The organism is Nocardia cyriacigeorgica, assembly GCF_005863245.1.
Lineage (GTDB): Bacteria > Actinomycetota > Actinomycetes > Mycobacteriales > Mycobacteriaceae > Nocardia > Nocardia cyriacigeorgica_C.
This window is the reverse complement of record NZ_VBUT01000013.1, coordinates 91,768-108,171: the sequence shown is the minus strand read 5'-3', so window position 1 is coordinate 108,171 and position 16,404 is coordinate 91,768. Positions and strand designations below refer to the sequence as shown.

Below are 16,404 nucleotides of genomic sequence, written 5' to 3'. Positions count from 1 at the left end.
CGCTACCGCGATCAGTCCTCGTCTTGGGCGTCGGCGACGCGATTGCGGGCTTTGGCGATCTCCAGGGCGTTCTCCGCGGTCGCCTGGTCGGGGTAGGGCCCCATCCGGTCGCCGACCCAGCAGTTCTTGCCCTGCTCGGCGCGATGATGCTCGAGGCAGTAGTACCAGGCGTCGTTGTCGGAAGTCATGGCGCCAGTATGCGCGAGTTCGCATATCGCCGCGGTGACGGCGGGCGGCGTGGCGCCCGGTTGATGGATCAGCAGCGCTACCGCGACACCGACGGTGACTCCGAGGAGCGTGTCGACGGCCCGGTCGCTCAGCATGGTCAGGGGATCGGCCGGATCGGCGAGCTCGGTCATCAACATGATCAGCGGTGTGAAGAAGCCGAGCGCCACCGCGTAGTGGCGGGCCATGAACAGCTCCGTCGGATACAGCAACGCGATGATCGCCAGCGCCAGTACGGTCGCGCTCGGGCCGGGGATCAGCAGGGGAGCGGTGACCGCGAGACCGGCGAAGGTGCCGACCACCCGGTGCACGCCCCGCTGGATCCCGCCCTTGCGGTCGGCCGCGACCAAGGGCACCGCGGCGCCGGCCATCGCCCAATTGGCATGCCCCACACCGAGCAGCAGCCCGATCCCGCCCGCCACCGCGATGGCCGTCGCATAGCGCCCGGCCTGCACCAGCGATGCGGTCCCGGTCCGGCGCGGCAGGGCCGCCACGCTCGCCTCGGTGCCGGGCCGCCGGATCGCATCGAGGTAACCGACCAGCACGCACAGTCCGGCGGTCGCCGCGCAGATCGCCACGGCCTGCACCGGATCGTCCTGTGTTCCGGCGACCATGGCGATGGCGCCGAAGGCGAAGATCCCGAAGAACGGGCCCTCCGGCCGCAGTCCCAGCCGATCGGTCAGCGGTGAGGCGGCGGCGCCGAACAGCGCGACCGCCACCACCAGCAGCCATGCGGGTGCGAGTGAGCGACCGAGCACGATGCCGGCCGCGACGCCGCCGACCAGCAGGACCGCTGCCTCCAGCTGGTGGATCAGCCGCTGCCTCGGCGCCTCCGCATAGCCGTACATGCCGGTGAAGGACCCGAACACCGCGTAGATGAGCAGATCGGTCCGGCCCGCGGCGATCAGCATCAGCCCGGGAATCGCCAGTCCGGCGAACACCCGGACGGCGGGCAGATGATGATCGATCTCGCCGGCGAGGCGCTGGGTGAGCGGACGCGGCCGTGGTCGCGTGGTCGGCACGAATCCTCCGAAGGTCGCATCGCGGGCGCGATGACGGCAGTGTTGCCAGGTCGCTACGCGTGACCCGGTGCGGTGGATCAGCGTGCCCGAGCCCATCGCAAGCCGTCAACCTGCGGTTATCCGATCTCCGGCGGCGATTTCCGGTGCGACCGGCGGTGATAAGCGCTGCCTATCGACCGGTCGGAAGTTCGTCTTGGACAGCGGGTCCGAGCGCCCTGAACACTGGCGGTCGAGGTGGTGGCCGCCGCGCCCGGATCCGGTGGGTATTGCGGTCGCGCCGGAATCGGGACGAGGATTCTGAACGCACGACATTCAGCAGCTTCGCAAATCTCGAACCGGTGAGAGCCGCGTTCGAACCGTCGAAGGGATATGTCATGGCCGATCGTGTTCGTACCGATGCCGACCGCGCGGGATCCGCACCGGACGAGGGGCCGAGCGGCCGCGACAAGCAGCCCGAACCCGAATTCCGGCCCTACACCCACCCGGCGGCCGGTTGGGGCGCGGCCAAGAGCGTGACCAGGTTCCTGGCGCGCGAAGGCGAAGGGATCGCCGGACCGCACGCGATCCTGAAGATGAACCATGAGGACGGCGGATTCGACTGTCCGGGCTGCGCCTGGCCCGACGATATGAAGGGCCTGCACCTCGACATCTGCGAGAACGGCATCAAACACGTCGCCTGGGAGATGACCCACAAGCGGGTCGACCGCGAGTTCTTCGCCACGCACACCGTCAGCGAGCTGTCGCGGTGGAGCGAATTCGATCTGGAGAACCAGGGCAGGCTCACCGAGCCGATGAGCTACGACCCCGCCACCGACCGCTATGTCCCGATCAGCTGGCAGGAGGCGTTCGAACTCATCGGCCGCACCCTGCGCGAACTCGACGACCCGAACCAGGCCGCCTTCTATACCTCGGGCAGGCTCGGCAACGAAGCGACCTTTCTGTATCAGCTGCTGGCCCGCGAACTCGGCACCAACAACTTGCCGGACTGTTCGAACATGTGTCACGAGGCCAGCGGCCGAGCGCTCCAAGCGGCGCTCGGCACGGGTAAGGGCACCGTGGATCTCGAGGACTGGGAAACCACCGACGCCCTGTTCATCCTCGGCGTCAACGCGGCCTCGAACGCACCGCGCATGCTGACCGCGCTGGTGGAGGCGCACAAGCGCGGCGCGCACATCGTGCATATCAACCCGCTGGTGGAGGCGGCCGCTCGCAAGGCGATGATCCCGCATGATTTCGTGCAGATGGCCACCTTCCGCGCCACGCCGACCAGTTCGCTGAATCTACAGCCGCGCATCGGCGGCGATATGGCGTTGCTGCGTGGGATGGCGAAAGCGGTGCTGGAACAGGCGCGGTCGGACCCGAAGGCGATCGACATCGAATTCATCGAGCGGTACACGCACGGGTTCGACGAGTATCGCGCGGTGTGTGACGCGACGTCGTGGACCGATATCGAACGGCAGTCCGGTGTCGAGGTGGCCGATATCCGCAAGGCGGCGCGGATCTACTGCGACGCCGACCGCAGCATCATCAGCTGGTGTCTCGGGGTGACCCAGCATGAGCACGGCGTCGACACCGTCCGCGAGATCGTGAATCTGCTGTTGCTGCGCGGCAATCTGGGCCGGGAAGGCGCGGGACCGTCGCCGGTGCGCGGGCACAGCAATGTGCAGGGCAACCGCACCTGCGGTATCGATCATCGGCCAACGGACGCGTTCCTGGACCGGCTGGCGCAGGTGTGCGGGATCGATCCGCCGCGCGCGCACGGCCTGGACACCGTGGGAGCGATCGATGCCATGCACGCCGGCCGGGTGAAGGTCTTCGTCGGTATGGGCGGCAATTTCGCGATCGCGGCACCCGATACCGCCTACACCTTCGACGCGCTGCGCACCTGCGAACTGACCGTGCAGGTGAGCACGAAACTCAATCGCAGCCACCTCGTGCACGGCAGGCGCGCGGTGATCCTGCCGTGCCTGGGCCGCACCGAGAAGGACGAACAGCGCGGTGGCATCCAGGAGACCTCGGTGGAGGACTCGATGAGCATGGTGCATTTGTCGCGCGGGATGAAGAAGCCGGCCTCACCGCACCTGATGTCCGAGCCCGCGATCATCGCCGGCATCGCCCGCGCCGCGTTGCCCGGCAGCGCGACACCGTGGGAGTACTACGTCGAGGACTACGACCGCATCCGCGACACGATGGCCCAGGTGCTCGACGGTTTCGAAGATTTCAATCGCCGCGTCCGGCTGCCGCTCGGCTTCCGGATCCGCCAGCCCGCACGCGAATTGGTGTTCCGCACCCCATCCGGTCGCGCCGAATTCTCGGCCGCCGCGCTGCCCGACCTCACCCGGGAACCCGATACCCTCACTCTCGCCACCATGCGTTCGCACGACCAGTGGAACACCACCATCTACTCCGGCAACGACCGATACCGCGGCGTCAAGAACCTGCGCACGCTGATCTTCATGAACGCCGACGATATGCGTGAGCGCGGTCTGCGCCAGTTCGACGAGGTCGATATCACCAGCATCGCCCGTGACGGCAGCACCCGTTCACTGCGCAACTACAAGGTCATCCCGTACGACATCCCACCCGGCTGCGCGGCGGGGTACATGCCGGAAATGAATGTCTTGTGCGCGATCGGCGATGTGAGCACTCAAAGTGATCAGCCGATCATGAAGAACGTGAAGGTGAAGGTCCAGCGTTCGACCTGAGCGTCCGAGGTACCAGCGACCGCACTCCCGCTCCGAATGGCTACTGGTCGGCAAACATCATTGGGCCACTATTTGCGGGAATTCTCGCGCAGTGACGGGTTCTCAGTTACTCTTGAGCAACGCTAGTCGAAGTTGTCCCCTGCGGGCCCCACGGGGAACGCGCCCGGTCGACCGGAGGCGATGGGCTCCAGTATGCCATCGCCAACCGGCGGCCGACCTGCTCGTGAGTTTCTCGACGACAACGCTCGGACGTGCGCTCGATGTCCGTGCGGGAGAGGCCGTTACGAACATGCCGACCTCGGCGACAGCTGGTTCCGATCGCGCGGCCGACCTGCCGGGTGGTGATCAGTGCAGGGGGTAGAGCCACCCGGCGATTCATCCGACAGCAGCGCCGCACCCCGCTCGGCCGACGATCCCGCCTATGAACGCTGCCATGAGGTGCCGATCCTGCTCACCGAAGCGCACGCGCGCGGCATCGTCGGCATCCATGAACGCCTCGGATGCCGTTTCGACACCTGTGATCGGTTGCGCGCCGCGCGCCTGTACCTGGCGACGCTGCCATGAGGGCACCTGACGAGCCCGAGCCGCAGAGCTGGGTGCAATGGGCGGACGGATCGTGGGCGCCGGTGTACGCCGACGGGTGGACGGGCGACCCGGTCAGGATCTCCGAAATACTCGGCGCTGCACCGTCGTCCGGGGAATTGGTCGGCCCTTACATCGACGTCGATCCGCTCTCGGTCACCGATATCGAATCGACCGGATCGGAGCTCGGCGAGGGCGAAGGCCCGCCGTGAACCGCCGCTGACGCGGACGCCCGCAGGGTTCCATCTCCCGCCCAGTGGGAAGCGGTATCTGCCATGTCCTGCCGAGGCGGTTCAGTGCATGAGACGTGGACCACGGACGTGGTCCTACCGGCGGCGGATGGAGTCGATGGTGGGTCTGAGTTCGGATCGGATCGTGGTGGTCACCGGTGCCAGTCGCGGCGCAGGCAAGGGAATCGCGTTGGCGCTCGGGGAGACCGGTGCCACGGTGTACGTCACCGGCCGCACGCGCACCGAAGGCGAGTCGCCGCTACCGGGCACCGTGTTCGCGACCGCCGAGCAGATCACCCGTCGCGGCGGACGCGGCGTGCCGGTGGTGCTCGACCACCGTGACGACGCCCAGGTAGAGGCCCTCTTCGCCGACCTTCGCGACAAACACGGGCGGCTGGACATCCTGGTCAACAATGCCTTCACGGTGCCCGACGGCCTGACCGACAAGGGCCCGTTCTGGGAGAAGCCGCTGGCCTTGCTCGACCTGCTCGACGTCGGCATGCGCTCGAGCTACGTCAGCAGCTACTACGCCGCGCCGCTGCTGGTCGCCAATGGTGGCGGCCTGGTGGTGAATACGTCGTCGTTCGGTGGCACCTGCTACATGCACGGCCCGGCCTACGGTGCGGGCAAGGCCGCGGTGGACAAGATGGCCCACGATATGGCGGTCGACTTCCGGCCGTGGAACGTCGCGGTCGTCTCCATCTGGATGGGCCTGCTCACAACCGAACGTACACTGGCCGGTTTCGCCGCGAACCCGGGCGCCTACGAGGGCCTGGCCGCGACCGCCGAATCCCCGGAGTTCACCGGCCGCGTCATCGACGCCTTGGCCCGCGATCCGGACTTGATGAAGCGCAGCGGCAAGGTGCTCGTCGGCGCGGAAATCGCGCAGGAGCTGGGCGTCTCGGACACCGAGGGGCAACATCCGCCGTCACATCGCCCCTTCCTCGGCGACCCACCGGTGTTCTCCGACGCGGTCATCGACTGAGGTCTCGCCTTACCGTCCGATATCGGTGTCGCCGTCGTCGTTGCCCGGTGTAGAGACCGGCGACGCTGCTTCCGTGAACGGCACGTCGAGCGACAGCGCGCACCGGCAACCCGCCGACATTGCGGGCTTGCGCGCAGCCTCCGGTGACTGTGTTGTGAGAGCGGAAAAATCCGACTGCGCAAGGGAGTTCACACATGCAGTCATGGACATCGCGGATCAGGCGGCTGTTCGTGGTCGTCGCCGGGGCGACGCTCGCCGCAACCACCGTGGCCGGGCCACAAGCACACGCGGCCGGACCGGGACCGCTACCACCGCCGGGGCCGTCGTGCTCGACCACGCCGACCGGTGAGAACGCCATCGAACGAGACCTCGCCGACTCGACCGGCGAAGTGCGCCGATACCGACTGTTCGTGCCCGCAGGGCTCACCGGCCCCGCACCGCTGATCATCGCCCTGCACGGCGGGCAGAGCAATCCGGCCAAGTTCGAGGGTCAGTCCGGATGGACCGGCTTCGCCAAGACCAACAAGGTGATCGTCGCTTACCCGCGTGGCAGCAAACCCGATGGCGGCGCGGGCAAATGGGCCTGGGAGTTCGCCCGCGACACCGGCCCCGACGTCGACTACCTGCGCAGTGTTGCCGAAGACATCGCAGGCACCTACTGCGTGGACCCGAAGCGCGTCCACTTCGTCGGTCATTCCAACGGCGGCCAGATGACCACCCGCATGGCCTGCGAGGGCACCGATTGGATCGCCTCCGCCGCCGTCTGGGCGGGAGCGAAAGGCGCATGGGACGCCGCCGACTGCCCCGCCACCCGGCCGATCTCCTACGCCGTCATGGTCAACGACAACGACCCCATCATCTGGCAATGGCTCGCCGAGCAACACCGCGACCACTGGCGCACGATGAACAACTGCGGCACCGAACACTCCGAAACCGGCCCCGGCGTCCTCCGCGGCCAGCGCTTCGACTGCGCCGCGGGAACCGAAGTCGTCTACCGCCTCTACGACGGCCCCGACGACGTCACCAAGGCCCACGACTGGCCCGCCGACCCCGCGGGTGCGCACATCCGTAATCGGATGTGGGAGTTGTTCGACGGGAATCGGTTGCCGTAGGGGACGGCGGTAGCCGGTGCTGTTGCTAGTCGCACCGACTACCGCCGCCGCGGCGTTCGGCCTGCCCAGCAATGAGTTCTCGCGCATCGGCGCCGTAGACGGCGTGCCCGGCGATCAAGTCGAAGGCCCGCCCGTAGACCGCGATCTCACGCGGCTGAGTGATGGACAACTCCGCGGTCAGTGCTTCGACCTGAACGAGCTGATCATCGAACATGACGAAGTTCGTTACCTGCATGGGCAGTTCGGCATCGGCCGGGAGTATGCCGATTCGCACGCGTGGCAGGCCGAGTACCGCCAGCAGCCGGTCCAGCTGGCCCGCCATCACCGCGTCGTCGCCGACGGTGTTGTGCAATGCCTGTTCGGCGACGAGTATGTGGAACCGCCGATGCCCGCGGTAGAGCAGCTGCTGGCGTTCGATCCGTGCGGCCACCGCTTCGTCCACGTCGTCGGGAAGCCGGTAGAACGCGACCGCGTGCCGGAGGATCGCTTCGGCGTATTCGGCGGTCTGCACGATGCCCGGAATGACGTGCGGTTGAAAGATCCGCACGATATCGGCCTGCTCGGCACGCTTGATCGAGCGGCGTTGACCCTGCCTGAGCCCCGCTACATGCTGGCGCCGGTACTCCAGGTACGCCGCATCGAGGTTGTGCACACTGGCGAGTAGATCGTCCAGCTGGTCGGCCGCCCCGGTGTGGCGGCAGTAGGCCCGCACATCGGCATCGGACGGTTTGACCCTGCCGTACTCGATCTTGGAGACCTTCGACTCGTGCCATCCCTCCCGGCGGGCGAGGTCACGGCCGGTGATGCCGGCGCGCCGGCGAAGCTCTCGAAGCCGTGCCCCGAGAGCTTCCCTGGCTTGCTGTATCGAGCTGGTCACCGTCCTGTGGTGCTCGCTGAGCGGTACTCCGCATACGGTGTCGCCAGCGCCCAGAGCTGTTCTTTCACGCGTCGGCACCGGGCGACGGTTGCCGGATCGACGCTCAGTGCGGAACAGCCCGCAGCGCGGCCTTGCTCATTCACCAGATTGAACACTACGCGTTCGTCGTCGAGCAGCCAGAAGTCATCCAACGGAACAGCGGCCGCATCCACCAGATGCCGGGGAAGATACCGGATGTCTTCTCCCGCTTCTGTGTTCAAGGCGCTCAAGGCCAGCAACCAGCGCTGGTAATCCGAGTGCGGCACCGTGACCACCCGCACGCGCGTCACCTTCACGCCGCGTGCGGTGGTTTCGCGTATCAGCCGACCCCAGGATTCGAACCATGCGTTGTCGTCGGGCTCGCCGTCGAGGAACCGCCGGAACGGTTCGGATTCACTCGGCACCGCGTAGGTGTCGCGCACCTCCAGATGGAAGGCCTCACGCCGGCAGCGGCCGAACAACTCGGGCCATGGATTGCCGGGTAGCAGTTGCACCGTAGAACGTCCTCTCCTGCCGGGGTACTTCGATCGCCGCTTCACCGTCGGCCAGCGTGAGCTGCGCCAGCACATCGGGTTCGGTCACCGGCGGTCCGGTCACGAGGAATGTTCCTCTGCCGGTATCGACGAGCGTCGCACCGAGGAACTTTCGCGGCTCGACGAACCCGGTCAACAGGTGCGGTATCTCTACCGTGCCCGGCTCGTTCGTCTCCCACCCCTGAACGATATAGCTGTCCTCGTCGGTCACATACAGCGACGGGCAGTCGTTGGTACCGGATCCGCCCTTGCCGAGAAACCTCACACGCATGGCCTGTCCCCTCGAAGCGCTGTGCACGGGCTTTCCGTGCTGATTCCATGCTCTCGCACCATATCTCGACAAACTCGCAGAACAGCCGAAATCGGCAAGTTTTAGCAAACTCGTAGACCGGCCCGGCGCTTCGTTCATAGCGTGCTGCACACCCCCGGCGCCGGGTGTCGACCTCCTCGGCGTCGGGTGGAATCCACAACCCGACACACCACAGGGGTCTCCGATGCCCGAGCACAGTGAACGCCGGCTGACAATCGGCGCCGCGCACGACATCATGCAGGACCACCGGCGATGCAGCCTCGACAGCTGCGCCGAGAAACGACAGGCGTACCAGACGCTCGTCGACCACGGGGTGGTCGTCCCGGACCGGCGCGCCGAAAGGTACCTGCGGTGATCGACCCGGATGAGCCACAGTGCTGGGTGCAGTGGGACGACGGGACGTGGTCGCCGGTGTACTCCGATGGCTGGACGGGGGAGCGGCTGCCGGGCGCGGTGGTGCTCTCCGCCCTGGTGGATCGGGCTACCGCACCGTTAGCCGACGAGGAGGACGGCCGTCGCCTTCGCGTCGAGGCTTCCGCGGAGTCCCGCCGCATCAGTTCGTCGGGTGGCTTGTTCGCCGCGACAATTCGGCGGCAATGAGTTCTCGCGCCGCGTCCCCGTGCACGGCCTGCTCGGCCAACGCCGTGAACACCTTCTCGTAGAGGGCGATCTCGCGTGGCTGGGTGATGGTCGACTCCGCGGTGATGGTCTCCACCAGCACCTTGCGCCGGTCGTAGATCACGAAATCGGTGGTTCGGCGGAAGAACGCGCTACTGGCCGGGACGATGCCGAACACCAGGCGAGGCAGGCTCATCACCTCGAGCAGATGGGCGAGCTGGCCTGCCATCACCTCATCGCCGCCGACGGTCGTGCGCAGCGCCTGCTCGCCGACCAGCAGATAGAAGCGGTGCCTCCCCTGATGCAGGACCCGCTGGCGGTCCATCCGTGCGGCGACGGCTTGATCCAGGTCTCGGCTGGTGTTGAGGAACGACATACCCGCGGCCATGAGTGCGCGGGCGTAGTCCGCCGTTTGCAGTAGACCGTGGAACACCTGTGGGTCGTAGCCGCGAAGAAGTTCGGTGCGTTCCTCGATGCCGCTGATCTGGCGTTGGTGATTGGTGTAGCCGAGTCCGACGATGCGGCGCCATTCAGTCCAGGCCGCGGATATGTTGCGGACAGTGGCCAGCAGGTCCGGGTACTCGTCCTCGGCGCCGGTGATCCGGCACCAGATTGCCAGATCGTCTTCCGAGGTGGATTGTGCACCGTTCTCGATCCGGGAGACTTTTGCCGGATGCCAACCGGCCTGCTCGGCCAACTGATAACCGCGCAGGTGCGCCGCGACCCGGAGCCCGCGTAATCGGGCGCCCAGATCGCGGCGCGCTTCGCCCGCATTCGTCACTTGGCGTAGTCAGAGTGTTCGATTGCCTTCGCCCACAGGTCGTCTCGCCGCTGCGCGCAGTGCGCGACGATGACCGGATCTGTTGTCGCCACCCAGCCGGGAAGCGCTCGGCCGTCCGCGGTGAACACCGTGAACGCTGCCATGTCCTCGTCGAACAACCACCAGTCGTCATCGGGCAGGTCGAGCGGCGCATCGCGCCGGGGCAGCCACCGTATGTCCTCGCCCGCAGTCACATTGGCGGCGGTGGTCGCGATCGAGAATCGGGTGTAGTCCCCGTGCGGTTCCGAGATCACCCGGACGCGCTGGACTGCTGCGCCGGAACCGGTGACTTCCCGCATGAGCGCATGCCATCGCGCGCTCGCCGCGGGGTCTTGCGGTTCGCCATCGAGGAATCGGCGTACTCGGTCTGCTTCGCCTGCCACGCCGCTGTAGTCGTCGCGCACTTCGAGGTGGAATGCCCGCCGGTGGGTGCGGAAAGCCTCCGCTAGATCATCGAACGACAGGTGCCGCATCGCGCCTCCGCTCCACTCCGACGCCGACCTCGATCGCCGATTCGTGGCCGGGCAACCGCATCTGAGCGAGCGCTGCGGGGTCGGTGACCGGATCGCCGGTGAGCAGGAATGTACCGTGCCCGGTGTCGTGCAGCAACGCGCCGAGGCAGGTGCCGGCCTCCCTTGGTCTGCGTGAGCCTCCATCATCAACCGTCGGCCATTGCGGCGCGCCGCAATCCGGCGCAATATCGCGCAATTTTCTGTCGATGCCGAACTCGCCTCTCATAGCGTCACTTTCAGCCCCGCCGCCGGGTGCGCACACTCGGGCACCGTCAGTCCTAGAGCCCGCGCCGTCAGTGCGATCTCTCCCCGGCGGTGGGTGCCATCCACCCAACGACGAGGCGGTGCAGATGTCGCTCGGACAGGCGCGAGCTATCGGATTGATCCGGCGCGGAATCCCCGGAGGAGGACACGACCTCGATGCGGTGGCGCGAAGGCATGGCTGCCGGCTGGTCTTCACCGTCACCGTGGATACCGGTCCGCTCGTGGCGGCTTTGGTGGTGAGGCAGTACATCGTCGAACTCGACGCGTCCGCTGTCGTCGTGCCGGGATTCGAACACGCTGATTCTCTCCGCCACGTAGTGACCGATCTCGCTGCCCTGATTACGCCCATGCAGATCTATCCGCGCGGGTACAGGTGGTCACCGGGCGGCCATGGCGCAGAGTGGTCGCGGCCGTGACGGACACCGTGGCGCTGATTGCGCTGGTCGCCGCGCTCATCGGCCTGACAGTGTGGCTGTATTGGCCCGAGGGCGGGAGCTGATCGAAGCCGCGGCGGCCGCAACCCCTCAGCTCGATGCGCGGATCTGGCGCAGGAACTCGGCGTTCGAATCCGTCTGCCGCAGACCGGTGAGCAAAAGCTCCAGCGCTTGTTGGGGTTCGCGGCTGGCGAGGGTTTTGCGGAGGGAGTGGGTGGCGGTGAGTTCTTCGGGGGTGAGGAGGAGTTCTTCTTTGCGGGTGCTGGATCGGTCGATGTCGATGGCGGGGAAGGTGCGGCGGTCGGCGAGGTGGCGGTCGAGTTTGAGTTCGGCGTTGCCCGTTCCCTTGTACTCCTCGAAGATGACGGTGTCGGCGAGGGAGCCGGTTTCGACGAGGGCGGTGGCGATGATGGTGAGCGAGCCGCCGTTTTCGATATTCCTTGCGGCGCCGAGGAATTTCTTCGGCGGGGCGAGGGCGCCGGCGTCGACGCCGCCCGAGAGGATCCGGCCGGAACCGGTGGCCGCGAGGTTGTAGGCGCGGGCCAGCCGGGTGAGCGAGTCCAGCAGCACAACGACGTCGCGACCCATTTCGACCAGGCGTTTGGCGTGTTCGATGGCCAGCTCGGCGAGTGCGATGTGTTCGCGGGCGGGCTGGTCGAAAGTGGCGGCGGCGACCTCGGCGGGTACGGCGCGCGACAGGTCGGTCACCTCCTCGGGGCGCTCGCCGACCAGCACCAGCATCAGATGGCATTCCGGATGATTCTTGGCGATGCCGTGGGCGATGGATTGCAGCACAGAGGTTTTGCCGGCTTTCGGCGGCGCGACGATCATGGCGCGCTGGCCCTTGCCGACCGGCATGACGAGATCGGTTGCGCGCGTGGTCATTTCGTGCGCTTCGGTCTCGAGCCGCAGTCGCTGCCTCGGATAGATCGGTGTCAGGTCGCCGAAGTGGGGCCGCGCCTTGGCGTTGGCCGGTGGCAGTCCGTTGACGGTGTCGACGCGGATCAGCGGTGCGAGTTTCGCGCCGTCGCCGGTTCCGGTGACGCCGGTGACGATATCGCCACGGCGGAGTCCGTATTCGCGGATCAGCCGCGCGGGCACGTGCGCATCGTCGGGGCCGGGAAGGTAACCGTCGACGCGCAGTGCGGCGTGTTTGTCGTTGATGTCGAGGATGCCGGTGATCGTCGTGGGGAGTTCTTCGGCATCGTGAATAGTGTTGTTGTGCATGGGTTTTCTCCTCATGGAGTGAATCGGTGGAGGCAGGCCGGTACGTGTGCGGCCCGCGGAATGGCGCTGGATGGAGCGCGCGGCGGATCCGTTCGGTTCGGACGCGATGCCGAAGGCACGGGATCGAAACCGTGGAGATGAATCGAACTCTTGTGGGAGGGGCCAGTCACCTGCATCCACAAGATGGAGACGCGCCTACAGTAGCGCTGATCGGGTCAACACGCAATGAGGCCCGTTTGTTCCCGGCCTCGGCTGTCTGTGCGCCGAGGTCATGCGGGACTTCCGTGCGACTCGCTCGCTCGAGCGTTCGGCACGGGTCAGGTGTAGCCGATCAAGCCGGAGGACAGCGTGTCGAGCCCGAGCGCGTCCAGTGCGCGCTCCCGCACCTCGGGGCAGTAGTGGATCGTCAGGTCGTCGACGAAGGCATGGTCGCGGATGATGGCGCCCTCGAAGTTCTCGTACTCGGCTGCCCAGGTGCGGACGTGGCCTTCGAAGGAGATCAGCCCGATGTCCGGGTGTTCGCGCCAGGTGGCGGTGTCGACGTGGAGCATGTCGCACAGGTAGCCCGCGGCGACCGGGCCGACTTCCTCGACGGTCGGTTGCGGGGGCGGCTGGGAGGCCGGCTCGTCACCGGAATCGTCGGAACACGCGCCTGACGCCGCGGCCGCGAGGATAACGCCGGCGGCGAGCCACGCCCGCGACCTCCGGCGGCCGGACGGGGGAGTACTCATGGCGAAACCTCCTTTCGACCTGGGAGTACCCGTCTCGGCTCGATCGACGCGGAGCGCTGTGGGAGATCGGGAGGACGGTGCACCGGAGTCGGCGTCAGCTGCGGGTGGGCGGCGCGCCGGGGCGTGAGGTGACTTCCCGGCTTGACCTTGACACTGTGACAAGGGCTTGAGTGGGTCGTCGAAGGAGGTGGTTGTCGTGAACACAACCAACCATGAGGTGGATGTCCGCCTCGTCGACGCCCTCGCGGGTCCCGATCCGTCGGCTCGCCTGCGGGCGGCGCTGTCGGCGGGCACGCTCGCCGAGCCTGCCCTGGCCCGGACCCTGGTCGATCGGTGCGCGATCGAACCGGACTTCTTCGTCCGGGACATGCTGACCTGGGCGCTGTGCCGCCTGCCCGCCGAGATCACCGTGCCGATGCTGCTCGCCGAACTCGACTCCGAGACCGCGCAGGCCCGCAGCCAGGCGCTGCACACCCTGTCCAAGATCGGCGATCGCCGGGCTTGGCCCGCGGTGTCGGCGCTGCTGCACGATGAGCACGACGAGGTCGCGCTGAGCGCCTGGCGCGCCGCCGCCGTGCTGGTTCCGCCCGGCGCGGAGCACGCGCTCGCCGGTGATCTGGCGCGTGCGCTGGGCCGCGGTGACCATCAGATGTGGTTGAGTCTGAGCCGGGCTTTCGCGGCGCTCGGCGAGGCCGCCGCACCCGTCCTGGAGGTGGCGATGGCCCATCCCGACCCGTACGTGCGCGCTCATGCCGAGGCGAGCGAACAGCTGCGCCTCGACCCCGACAGCGGGTTCGCGTCGTCGGTCGAGCTGGCCAAGCGTGCCACCGCGCTGGGGCAGAACGCATGACAGGAGGCGACGGCATGTTGATCGGTGAAGTCTCGCGGCGTTGCGGCGTCAGCACCCGGATGTTGCGTCATTACGACTCCTTGGGGCTGGTGACGCCGTCGGTGCGCACCGCGAGCGGCTACCGCGAGTACTCCGCCGACGACATCCGTCGCCTCTTCCATGTCGAATGCCTGCGCACCCTCGGGTTGTCGCTCACCGAAGCCAAACGCGCCCTCGACGATCCCGGCTTCGCTCCCGGCGACATGGTCGAGCAGCTGGTCCGGCGCACCCGCGCCCGGATCGCCGCCGAGCAGGAGTTGCTCAGGAAACTCGAGCGCGTGGACGCGGCCGCGCCCGAGCAGTGGGAGGCGGTGCTGAGCATCGTCACCCTGCTGCACGCCCTCGAGTCGGAGTCCGGGGCCGACCGGCAACAGGCGGTGCTGGCGCAGTTCGAGGGCGTGCCGGTTGACGCGCTGGTTGCGGCGGCGTTGTCGGAGGAGGACCTGAATGTGGCGGGGGCGCTGCGGTGGTCGTTGGCGCGGGCGGCCGACGCAGGCCTGCCCGACCTCGCCGCGGGCTTGGATTCGCCGAAGGCCGAGGTGCGGCGCCGCGCGGTCGAGGCGATCGCGGCCGTGCCCACCGCTGAGGCTACCGCCGCGCTACGCCGTGCGCTCGACGACGCGGACGTGGCGGTTCGCGACCGCGCGGCGCTGGCTCTGGGCTCCCGCCGCGTCGCCGAGGCCATGCCATACCTGCTGGAGATGGTGACCGACGGCCGCACCGACGTCGAAGCCGCCGAGATGCTCGGCCTGCTGGCCGAGACTGCCGCCGACGATATCGTTGGCCGCCTGCGAGACCGTCTCGGCACCGACGACCAACCGACGCGCTTGCGGGTCACCCAGGCGCTCGGCGAGATCCCCGTACCCGCTGCCCGCCAGGCGCTGATCGAGTTGACCGAGGACGGCGATCACTGGGTCGCCGCAACGGCCGCCGCGATTCTGCGGAGCGCCGCCGACTCTTCCGGCTGAGGACGCCCTGCGGTGTTCGGGGGCAGGACGGACCACTGCGCTGTTCGCCTAGTCGGCACTGGGCGTCGCTGGTGCGGCGTGGCTCCGGCCTCCTCAGGGCGGATGTGGACCGCATCAGAGCGCATGGCAGCGTACTGGGCGATTCCGCGAGCGCCCAGCTGTTTCGCGATCAGGCTTTCGCTCGGAACGCCGTTGTCAGAGTGCGTGGTTGAGGTGTGCACCCAGCCACGTCTCGATATCGCCGATGGCAGCCTTCGCCATCGGAGTCGGATGCCCGGTAAACCCATGCGGTGCACCGGGATAGACGCGGAGATCGACATCCACCCCCGACGCCGACAGCCGGGCGGCCATGGCGAGGTTGTCCTGCAGCAGAATGTCCCGCTCGCCGACGACCATGAGAATGGGTGGCAGGCCGGACAGTTCGGCGTAGACCGGCGAGATGTCGGGATGTGTGCGATCCGGTGCCCCGCCGGCATAGGCCTCGAGGAAGTACTCGTCGGCGATCAAACGTCCCGCCGGCGTCTGCGCGCTGAGGTCGTAGGTGCCGAATTGCAGTACGGCACAATCGAATGCGCCGACACCGCGATCACGGAGACGCAGCAGCGTCGTCATCGCCAGCGTCGACCCCGCCGAGAATCCGCCGACAGCGAGCCTGCCGGTGCCGAACCGCTGTCCGGCATGCTCCACCAGCCAGAGTGCGGCAGTTTCGCAATCGTCCGGAGCAGCGGGCCACGGGTGCTCCGGCGCGAGCCGGTAATCGACGCTCACCACCACAACCCCGAGCGCATCGGCCAGCCGCCGATTCCGGACATCGCTGCCCGCCGCCGACCCCATATAGAACCCGCCCCCGTGCATCTCCAGGAACACCCCGTTCACGACCCCATTCACGGGAGCATGGATCCGCACCCCGACTGTGCGGCCCTCGGCCTCGATCGACTCTTCGACCGCGGCCGGGTCCACCGGTGCAGGATCACCCGCACCGCCCCGGACGGCACAGAGTTCCTCGAAATTCCGCGGACCGCGCCCTGGTTCTCGGTTCTCGTAGAACCCGCGTGATTCGTCGACGAGAGGCCGCAGGCGAGGGTCGATCACATCGTCCAGTCCGAGCCGCATGCGACTCACACTACTCGAGCGGACCCCGCCGAGGCCGGACGTCCCGGGGCAAGGACACCGACCTCCCGCCTGGCTCACCCGTCCAACAGCCGCACCATTTCGGACCCTTCCCGACGCCCCCGCCGCGATCCTCTCGGACCCCCCTTGTTTTGCGGGGTTGTCGGTGATTCGCTGCCGATGTTCCACTGGATTGCCGGTGAGATGGTCA

General features: G+C 67.5%; 19 protein-coding genes. 9 read left to right on the top strand and 10 right to left on the bottom strand.

The annotated features are described in order from the left end of the window. Positions 1-11: 11 nt before the first annotated feature. Positions 12-1,247 (bottom strand): FUSC family protein, encoded by a 1,236-nt coding sequence (locus FEK34_RS31315; protein WP_138452461.1) that lies wholly within the window; start codon positions 1,245-1,247, stop codon positions 12-14. Between the two features lie 374 nt (positions 1,248-1,621). Here FEK34_RS31315 and FEK34_RS27255 point away from each other — a divergent pair, with 374 nt between their 5' ends. The 5 genes from FEK34_RS27255 to FEK34_RS27235 all read left to right on the top strand — a co-directional run bounded on the left by FEK34_RS27255 (position 1,622) and on the right by FEK34_RS27235 (position 6,861). Then, positions 1,622-3,952 (top strand): FdhF/YdeP family oxidoreductase, encoded by a 2,331-nt coding sequence (locus FEK34_RS27255; protein ID WP_138452459.1) that lies wholly within the window; start codon positions 1,622-1,624, stop codon positions 3,950-3,952. Positions 3,953-4,300: 348 nt separating this feature from the next. Continuing rightward, positions 4,301-4,516 (top strand): hypothetical protein, encoded by a 216-nt coding sequence (locus tag FEK34_RS27250; RefSeq protein WP_138452458.1) that lies wholly within the window; start codon positions 4,301-4,303, stop codon positions 4,514-4,516. Next, on the top strand, positions 4,513-4,746 hold the full coding sequence (locus FEK34_RS27245) for a hypothetical protein (protein WP_138452456.1): 234 nt from the start codon (positions 4,513-4,515) through the stop codon (positions 4,744-4,746). Before FEK34_RS27250 ends, FEK34_RS27245 begins: the two co-directional genes overlap by 4 nt. A 136-nt stretch (positions 4,747-4,882) precedes the next feature. Continuing rightward, entirely contained in the window at positions 4,883-5,749 is an 867-nt protein-coding gene (locus FEK34_RS27240) for an SDR family NAD(P)-dependent oxidoreductase (protein ID WP_249359660.1), read from the top strand. Between the two features lie 194 nt (positions 5,750-5,943). Further along, the gene (locus FEK34_RS27235) at positions 5,944-6,861 is read left to right on the top strand and encodes an alpha/beta hydrolase family esterase (protein WP_138452452.1); all 918 of its coding nucleotides are present in this window, start codon (positions 5,944-5,946) and stop codon (positions 6,859-6,861) included. A gap of 25 nt (positions 6,862-6,886) precedes the next feature. Here FEK34_RS27235 and FEK34_RS27230 read toward each other — a convergent pair whose 3' ends face one another. Genes FEK34_RS27230 through FEK34_RS27220 form a run of 3 tightly spaced genes read right to left on the bottom strand, consistent with a single transcriptional unit; the run spans position 6,887 to position 8,581 of the window. Next, the gene (locus FEK34_RS27230) at positions 6,887-7,738 is read right to left on the bottom strand and encodes a helix-turn-helix domain-containing protein (RefSeq protein ID WP_138452450.1); all 852 of its coding nucleotides are present in this window, start codon (positions 7,736-7,738) and stop codon (positions 6,887-6,889) included. Continuing rightward, positions 7,735-8,271, bottom strand: coding sequence for a DUF6879 family protein (locus FEK34_RS27225; RefSeq protein ID WP_138452448.1), 537 nt, complete (start codon positions 8,269-8,271; stop codon positions 7,735-7,737). The genes FEK34_RS27230 and FEK34_RS27225 overlap by 4 nt, the downstream gene beginning before the upstream one ends. Then, positions 8,216-8,581: a hypothetical protein gene (locus FEK34_RS27220; protein ID WP_138452639.1), complete on the bottom strand. Its 366-nt coding sequence runs from the start codon at positions 8,579-8,581 to the stop codon at positions 8,216-8,218. Before FEK34_RS27220 ends, FEK34_RS27225 begins: the two co-directional genes overlap by 56 nt. Positions 8,582-8,804: 223 nt before the next feature. Here FEK34_RS27220 and FEK34_RS30245 point away from each other — a divergent pair, with 223 nt between their 5' ends. Beyond that, complete coding sequence (locus tag FEK34_RS30245; protein ID WP_171048425.1) at positions 8,805-8,975, top strand: hypothetical protein; 171 nt, start codon at positions 8,805-8,807, stop codon at positions 8,973-8,975. A 198-nt stretch (positions 8,976-9,173) separates the two neighbouring features. On the opposite strand, the gene FEK34_RS27215 is transcribed toward FEK34_RS30245, so the two are convergent. Genes FEK34_RS27215 through FEK34_RS27205 form a run of 3 tightly spaced genes read right to left on the bottom strand, consistent with a single transcriptional unit; the run spans position 9,174 to position 10,832 of the window. Then, a complete protein-coding gene (locus tag FEK34_RS27215; RefSeq protein WP_138452445.1) occupies positions 9,174-10,019 on the bottom strand; it encodes a helix-turn-helix domain-containing protein in 846 nt (281 codons plus the stop codon). Next, a complete protein-coding gene (locus FEK34_RS27210; protein WP_138452443.1) occupies positions 10,016-10,531 on the bottom strand; it encodes a DUF6879 family protein in 516 nt (171 codons plus the stop codon). The genes FEK34_RS27215 and FEK34_RS27210 overlap by 4 nt, the downstream gene beginning before the upstream one ends. Then, a complete protein-coding gene (locus FEK34_RS27205) occupies positions 10,509-10,832 on the bottom strand; it encodes a hypothetical protein (RefSeq protein ID WP_138452441.1) in 324 nt (107 codons plus the stop codon). Before FEK34_RS27205 ends, FEK34_RS27210 begins: the two co-directional genes overlap by 23 nt. Before the next feature lie 88 nt (positions 10,833-10,920). On the opposite strand from FEK34_RS27205, the gene FEK34_RS27200 reads away from it, so the two are divergent. Continuing rightward, entirely contained in the window at positions 10,921-11,250 is a 330-nt protein-coding gene (locus FEK34_RS27200; RefSeq protein WP_249359658.1) for a hypothetical protein, read from the top strand. 108 nt (positions 11,251-11,358) lie between these two features. Here FEK34_RS27200 and FEK34_RS27195 read toward each other — a convergent pair whose 3' ends face one another. Beyond that, positions 11,359-12,495, bottom strand: coding sequence for a transcription termination factor Rho, short form (locus FEK34_RS27195; RefSeq protein ID WP_138452437.1), 1,137 nt, complete (start codon positions 12,493-12,495; stop codon positions 11,359-11,361). Between the two features lie 317 nt (positions 12,496-12,812). After that, positions 12,813-13,226: a hypothetical protein gene (locus FEK34_RS27190; protein ID WP_138452435.1), complete on the bottom strand. Its 414-nt coding sequence runs from the start codon at positions 13,224-13,226 to the stop codon at positions 12,813-12,815. A gap of 187 nt (positions 13,227-13,413) precedes the next feature. On the opposite strand from FEK34_RS27190, the gene FEK34_RS27185 reads away from it, so the two are divergent. Together FEK34_RS27185 and FEK34_RS27180 are read left to right on the top strand one after the other, a co-directional pair. Next, positions 13,414-14,076 (top strand): HEAT repeat domain-containing protein, encoded by a 663-nt coding sequence (locus tag FEK34_RS27185; RefSeq protein ID WP_171048432.1) that lies wholly within the window; start codon positions 13,414-13,416, stop codon positions 14,074-14,076. A gap of 14 nt (positions 14,077-14,090) precedes the next feature. Continuing rightward, entirely contained in the window at positions 14,091-15,083 is a 993-nt protein-coding gene (locus FEK34_RS27180; RefSeq protein ID WP_138452430.1) for a HEAT repeat domain-containing protein, read from the top strand. A 195-nt stretch (positions 15,084-15,278) separates the two neighbouring features. Here FEK34_RS27180 and FEK34_RS27175 read toward each other — a convergent pair whose 3' ends face one another. After that, a complete protein-coding gene (locus tag FEK34_RS27175) occupies positions 15,279-16,196 on the bottom strand; it encodes an alpha/beta hydrolase (RefSeq protein ID WP_138452428.1) in 918 nt (305 codons plus the stop codon). Between the last annotated feature and the right edge of the window lie 208 nt (positions 16,197-16,404).

Bases quoted from the DNA above. Each gene is read 5' to 3' on its own strand.
- FEK34_RS27175 (WP_138452428.1), bottom strand. From the start codon at position 16,196: ATGCGGCTCGGACTGGACGATGTGATCGACCCTCGCCTGCGGCCTCTC.
- FEK34_RS30245 (WP_171048425.1), top strand. From the start codon at position 8,805: ATGCCCGAGCACAGTGAACGCCGGCTGACAATCGGCGCCGCGCACGAC.
- FEK34_RS27255 (WP_138452459.1), top strand. From the start codon at position 1,622: ATGGCCGATCGTGTTCGTACCGATGCCGACCGCGCGGGATCCGCACCG.
- FEK34_RS27240 (WP_249359660.1), top strand. From the start codon at position 4,883: ATGGTGGGTCTGAGTTCGGATCGGATCGTGGTGGTCACCGGTGCCAGT.
- FEK34_RS27210 (WP_138452443.1), bottom strand. From the start codon at position 10,531: ATGCGGCACCTGTCGTTCGATGATCTAGCGGAGGCTTTCCGCACCCAC.
- FEK34_RS27190 (WP_138452435.1), bottom strand. From the start codon at position 13,226: ATGAGTACTCCCCCGTCCGGCCGCCGGAGGTCGCGGGCGTGGCTCGCC.
- FEK34_RS27245 (WP_138452456.1), top strand. From the start codon at position 4,513: ATGAGGGCACCTGACGAGCCCGAGCCGCAGAGCTGGGTGCAATGGGCG.
- FEK34_RS27235 (WP_138452452.1), top strand. From the start codon at position 5,944: ATGCAGTCATGGACATCGCGGATCAGGCGGCTGTTCGTGGTCGTCGCC.
- FEK34_RS27195 (WP_138452437.1), bottom strand. From the start codon at position 12,495: ATGCACAACAACACTATTCACGATGCCGAAGAACTCCCCACGACGATC.
- FEK34_RS27180 (WP_138452430.1), top strand. From the start codon at position 14,091: ATGTTGATCGGTGAAGTCTCGCGGCGTTGCGGCGTCAGCACCCGGATG.
- FEK34_RS27200 (WP_249359658.1), top strand. From the start codon at position 10,921: ATGTCGCTCGGACAGGCGCGAGCTATCGGATTGATCCGGCGCGGAATC.
- FEK34_RS27220 (WP_138452639.1), bottom strand. From the start codon at position 8,581: ATGCGTGTGAGGTTTCTCGGCAAGGGCGGATCCGGTACCAACGACTGC.